The organism is Candidatus Nitrosopumilus salarius BD31 (assembly GCF_000242875.2).
GTDB lineage: Archaea > Thermoproteota > Nitrososphaeria > Nitrososphaerales > Nitrosopumilaceae > Nitrosopumilus > Nitrosopumilus salarius.
Genome location: NZ_AEXL02000094.1, coordinates 1 through 5,808, shown reverse-complemented (window position 1 = coordinate 5,808; position 5,808 = coordinate 1). Strand labels below are relative to the sequence as shown.

The following is a 5,808-nucleotide window of genomic DNA, read 5'->3' as shown; positions in this document are numbered from 1 at the left end:
CAATATTACCGATACACGAGGGGATGCAATTCTTGTTTCTTTCACTATGGATGTTAACATCTTAAAGAAAGATATGTTCCAAATTCCCAAGTGTAAAGACTGGTTTGAGGGAGAATTTGAATAAAAGAACAGTGGAGATGTCCAATATGCTTACGTTCATACAAAAATTAAACAAATCATGGCTAAATTGACCGATAAACAACACGAACAACAACAGGAACGAAGATTAGCAAAATTAGAGAAACGTGCAGATAATGATGACAAGATAGTGACAAAATTAGAGAAAAGAATCACATCATTAGAAAAACAAATAGTAAATTTAAAAAAGAAAAAATGAATCTAGTTTGATCTAGATACTTTAGATATTCCATCTTGTTTTGAAATCTGGAAGATATTATCCACATATGCTTCTAGCTCCTTTTCATGAGATACCAAAATAATTTGTTCAGATTTTAATTCATCTAACACCTCTCTTATCTTTCCTAACTGATTCTTAGAAAATCCATCAGTTGGCTCATCTAAAATCAATAAATTAGACTTCATTGATTCTGTCTCTTTTCTCATTAGTGAATTTAGAGTTAGTCTGTATGCTAACGCAATACTTGTTTTCTCACCACCTGATAGATATCCAATCTCTTGGTCGTATCCATCTTGATTTACAATTGGTGTGAAATCCTCATCAATTCTTGATTCTTTGGTAGGGTCTTCAACTAAAATGGAGTACCATCTACGATAAGTTTCATTAAAGTTCTGTAATATAGATAGCAACACCTGCTTTTCAATTTGAGATATTGTTGGAATGAAAAATGCTTCTAGCCATTGTTGGAATTGGTCAAATTTCTTGTACTTTGATTCCCACTTTCTTGATTGAATTATTTTGGACTCATTTTGATTTATCTTCTCAGTTTGATTTTTGAGATTCTCTGCAGATGCTGCAATCCTGCTTGAATTCTCTATGATCTTTCTTCTAAGTGCATCCAACTCACTCTCTTTGACTGACACATTTGAGCCTGAATCGCCAAAGGATTCAAGTTCCTTCCTGATTTGTTCTAATTCTGCCTCTCTTTCTGAAATTTGAGAGAGTATTTCATCTACTTCTTTTTGATGATTTTGAATCGTTCTCTCTACTTTTTGCTTTGATTCCACTATCTGTTTGATCTGGTCTGTGACATTTTCAAATTTCATTAGATCGTCTTTTAGTTCCGTATAGTATTCTACTGGATTTCTGCCATTAAATTTTGAATCCTGGAACTCTTTTTCTAGTGATTTTATGTCTAATTGTTGCAATCTTGATGATTTAGAATTATACTCTTCAATTCCTGGAATTATTTTTTGAATCTCTGCAATTTCTTTCTCATATGCCTCTAGTTTCTCTTGAATCTCTTTGGATTTTGAGTTTGATTCAAAAAATGAATCTGTAATTGATTTTAATTCCATCTTTAATGCCTCTACTTCCTTTTCTTTCTCATCAACTAAACTATGGTGATGGTCTTGTGTAATCTCCTGCTTGCATGTGGGACATGCATTTCCTAACTGTGAAAACTTTGCAATCTCTTTTTCTATTGACTCTTTGAGAGTTTGCTTTTGGACTTGCTGTTCTTTCACCTTGTCTAGTTTTTCAACAATTTCATCAGCAAACTTTACCAGTGACTCTTTCTCACCTTGCAAATCATCTAGTGCACTTTGCATTGACTTTAACTCTGAATCTATTTTTTCACCAAATTTTTCTTTCAATCTTGAAATGTCATTAGATAGACTGTCTTTTTCAGATTTTAATTTGATTAACCTGTCGCTTATTTCCTGGAATTTTTTAATCTCTTTGATTATCTCTGGAATCTTTTTTGCAGTTTCAGGTTTTTTTATCTCTAGTAGTTTTTCTAATTTATCATTGTCTTCTTTTAATTCAATTTCGTAATCTGCAAATTCCTGCTCTATTGCATCTATTCGTGATTTGCCTGCTTCTATCTTTTCTTGTAGATTTTCTTTTTTTGACTCTAGTTTGACTAGATCATTATTCCTTGATTGCAATTCTTTTAGTTCTAGAACTTTTTTGCTTTCATCTATCTTGAGAATTGCATTCTCTTTCTCATTTTGAGAGATCTCAGACTCTAACTCTGAAATCATTCTTTTAGATTCTGCAATTTCTGACTCTAACTGTGTGATGTCGCTGAATCTTTCCTTTAGTATGGCTGATTTTGTTTTAATCTCTGATAGTACTTCTTTTGCATTTGAATGTGCAATACTATAATCTTCAATCCCAAATGCCTTACGAATGGTCTCTAGCCTCCTTCTAGAGTCAAAAAGTACCTCCTTCATGGCTTCCTGGGGCGTAAATATTGCATATCTGAATATCTTACTTTCAGCCTTTGGGTCGGCAGGTTCGTTGAACTTTAGCACCTGCAAAACTCGCTGCTTTAGCTCTGATGGTGATAGTAATTCTTTCTCACCTGCAATCTTTATCCAGGAATTTTTTGGATCCTGATTTACTCCAGAACTTTTCCTCAACAATGTACGTTTGATCTCATATCTTTCACCATCCACTGAAAAATCTAAAATCACAGAACCTGAATCATATTTTTTTGAAAGCAATGACTCTGCTTTTTGTGAACCCAACCCAAACAATGCAAATTCAATTGCCATGAGTACTGTTGATTTACCACTACCGATGTCTCCTTCAAACAAAGAAATCCCGCGAGGAAACTCTACCTCTTCATGCTCATAGCTGCGAATATTGTCAATAATTAATGAATTAAGAATCATTTGCATCTAATCCTAAAATTGCCAAAACATTGTCACGAATTCTTGGAATGTATTCGTTCTTCTTTTCATTCTCTAGTAACGGTTGTGCTAGTTCTGATAGTAACTTTTTTCCTAGTTTGACTCCTTCATCCCCCAGTAATTCAGGATAGTCAAATCTCAACTGCCCAATATTTTCAGAAAACACATTTGTCTCAATCTCTTCTTTGTTTGCACCTTTTGCTTCTGTGATGGAGTATTCTTTTGATGTTAATTGATTCTTACTTATATTCACTATCAAGGCATTTCGTTCATTGAGGTTATCTCTAATTGTTGAGATATCTACATCTGCAGTTTTGCCTGATGTCAACTCTCCACTTACTTTGATGATTACAATCTTGTCTGCAGGATCAATGTCTTTGGTTTTCTCAGCCAACTCTTGATTGATTGATTCAGCTTTTCTATTGTCTGCATTAATCTCTATAATTTCATATGATGTATTTGGAATCTCTACAAACTTGACAGACTTTACCATATCATCAAACTCCACTAGAACAAATCCGCGCTTTTGGCCATTTGCATTGTCTTCCAAATCTGCATGATATCCTGCAAATGGGGTTCCAGGGTATACCACATGTGAATACCCATCAAATGACTGGTGATTGAACTTGTGCATGTGGCCTCCCGCATAGTATGAGAATCCTTTAGGCAGCAAAGACAGCGGCATTAGGTCGCCATCCATGCCTGTATCTGTCTTCATATCTGATATTCCGCCATGAAACAGGAATATCTTAAAGCCAGACTCTGATTCCAAAGAACTCCTATCTAGTTTCTCATACCACTCTCTGTCTTTTCCAACTTTGAGTCCTGACAATCCTGCAATCTTGGTGCCAGTTTTTTTGTCAATTAGAAAATCTAAAGATATTGTATCGTCATCATTGCTTGTAGCTTTTGTCACTTTGGTGATGTAGCCAATCTCTGCAAGTAAATCAATCACAGAGTTTGACACTGGAGAAAAATCATGACTCCCATATACCACATAAATTGGAATTCCTGCATCATGCACCTGGCGAAACTTTGCAAATGCAAATTTCTGCACTCTCATCTCCGGAATATTTACGTGAAACAAATCTCCTGGAATTAAAACAAAATCAACTTTGCGAGTTATACACTCATCCATTGCTTTCTCAAATACTTGCTGTTCTATCTTTTGTAGTGACTCATGTTTCTGAAATCCTAGGTGTATATCAGATAGATGCGCAAATAACAAAACTAAAACACCTTTGTTTTTCCAGTGTTATTTTTTATTCCTTTCTCTCTTACAATATCTTCAAACAAAGGAATCTTAATTGGCATTGCAAATGGCACAAAGATGCTGGTTATGATTGCCTCACCTTTATCCAAACTTGCAATGTTCTTATCATCTTCAGATAAGTCCTGAGATGCCGATGCAATAATTGCCTCTCTTTCCTGCTTCATCTCATTTCCTAAAATTATTTTTGTATTCATGTTAGCTAGTATGGTTTTAGGAATAACACTTGATAGTTGCGTAATTGCAGTTAATCCGACTTTGAACTTTCGTCCCTCTTTGGCTATGGTGGAGTAGATGTTATCATTTCTTGATGTTAGTACATCTACACCAATGACACGTGGTGCTTCTTCAATGACTATGGTAGCTACTGGCTTTCTATCTAATTCGCCACTAGCTTTTGCATCTTTGTATTTTTGTAATAGTTTGGATGCGATGATATTTCCAACAAGTAACTCTGCTTCATCACCTAATCGAGATGTATCTAAAACTACAACCTTCCCATTCTCAATATCTTTTACAATGTCATCTACTGTGTTTAGCCCCTTTGTTGTACTATCAAATACCTCGTGTCGTGAAAACACTACTCCTTCTTCATCCTTTTCTAGGCTCAAAAGCAGGCGTAACTTCCTTTGAACCACCATCATCGTAGCTGCTGCAAATTCTGCCCTGCCTTGGGAATTACTTTCCATCCCTGCATCCACTGCATCAGTTAGCATCAACTCTCGAATCCAATTACTTCGAGATTTTCTAAATGCCATTCTAATTGCCTGGAATTGCGGATCCGAAAAATCTACAATGCCTTCAAAATGCTCAGGTCTAATTGATTGTAAATTAACAGTTAACCTGTTTGCACCAACTGGAGGGTTTGATGGTGTGTAATACACCATATTCTCTTTGGCTCTTGGATGGTCTTTGAGTCCAACTCCACTTCGTCCGAAATACTCATCATGTGCATCTAACACTAGTGCGCCAACCTTGTTTGTATCAAGTACATGCCAAAGAATTGTTTTAACTAAATTTGATTTACCACGACCTGTAGTTGCAGGAATCAACACGTGATGTGAAAATACATCTTCAGCTGGCAACCAAACTTCAGCCTCTTTGATTATCTTACTTCCGCTTCTAATGTATCCAACAAAGATAGAGTCTTTTTCTTTTTGCAAAAATTTCAAATCCTCTTTTGATATCAATCGTAATTTGTTGAAAAACGATGGTAGCGACTTTGGAATCTTTACATCATTGTTCTCTTTGTATACTCGTGCTAGTGGTTTGATTCTAGCTAGAACATAATTTACAAATTCAGGTTCATAGAAATTTGCATCAACTATTCCTTGCTCTAAATTAACCCCTGACATCATCTGTTGCATCTTGTCTTGTATTTGAGACCCATATTCCAACGCAAAGACCTGTAAAATTAAAAACGAACCATTCTCTTCAGCTATCATCAAATCTCCAATCTCTAAATTGGTTCCAGACTTTTGACGAATTACAATGTCTCCGAAACTTCCTCCAACTACTTGCCCTACAATTGAAATCTCATCCATTAACTAGTCACTCCATTTAGTGTGTCATGCGCACTCAAACTGGCTGAATACTTTTGCAGTCTCTTCCATTCTGGATGACGAAGCTTCTCAGATAGTATGAATCCTTGATACATTCCTAGTTCATCACGCCTAACTTGAGCGAATCTGTCTGCATCAATTGCCCCGTATGGGTAGCCAATCATGGCTACATCCTGGGAATTTGCAACCAAACTACCT

The 5,808-nt window shown here is 35.8% G+C and carries 5 protein-coding genes; 1 reads left to right on the top strand and 4 read right to left on the bottom strand.

The genetic code is table 11. The annotated features are described in order from the left end of the window. Positions 1–178 precede the first annotated feature (178 nt). Positions 179–337 (top strand): hypothetical protein, encoded by a 159-nt coding sequence (locus BD31_RS10320; protein ID WP_008299625.1) that lies wholly within the window; start codon positions 179–181, stop codon positions 335–337. A gap of 2 nt (positions 338–339) precedes the next feature. Here BD31_RS10320 and BD31_RS05460 read toward each other — a convergent pair whose 3' ends face one another. The 4 genes from BD31_RS05460 to BD31_RS05445 form a co-directional block, all read right to left on the bottom strand. Beyond that, positions 340–2,760, bottom strand: a complete 2,421-nt coding sequence (locus BD31_RS05460) for an AAA family ATPase (RefSeq protein ID WP_158641229.1) — start codon at positions 2,758–2,760, stop codon at positions 340–342. Continuing rightward, positions 2,750–4,006 (bottom strand): metallophosphoesterase family protein, encoded by a 1,257-nt coding sequence (locus tag BD31_RS05455; protein WP_008299629.1) that lies wholly within the window; start codon positions 4,004–4,006, stop codon positions 2,750–2,752. Before BD31_RS05455 ends, BD31_RS05460 begins: the two co-directional genes overlap by 11 nt. Positions 4,007–4,008: 2 nt before the next feature. Beyond that, entirely contained in the window at positions 4,009–5,592 is a 1,584-nt protein-coding gene (locus BD31_RS05450) for an ATP-binding protein (protein ID WP_008299622.1), read from the bottom strand. Continuing rightward, positions 5,592–5,808: hypothetical protein (locus tag BD31_RS05445; RefSeq protein ID WP_048097485.1), on the bottom strand; the 217-nt coding region annotated here is incomplete at its 5' end. The genes BD31_RS05445 and BD31_RS05450, both read right to left, overlap by 1 nt.

Coding starts and splice junctions, on each gene's coding strand:
- BD31_RS05460 (WP_158641229.1), bottom strand. CDS start 2,760: ATGATTCTTAATTCATTAATTATTGACAATATTCGCAGCTATGAGCAT.
- BD31_RS05450 (WP_008299622.1), bottom strand. CDS start 5,592: ATGGATGAGATTTCAATTGTAGGGCAAGTAGTTGGAGGAAGTTTCGGA.
- BD31_RS10320 (WP_008299625.1), top strand. CDS start 179: ATGGCTAAATTGACCGATAAACAACACGAACAACAACAGGAACGAAGA.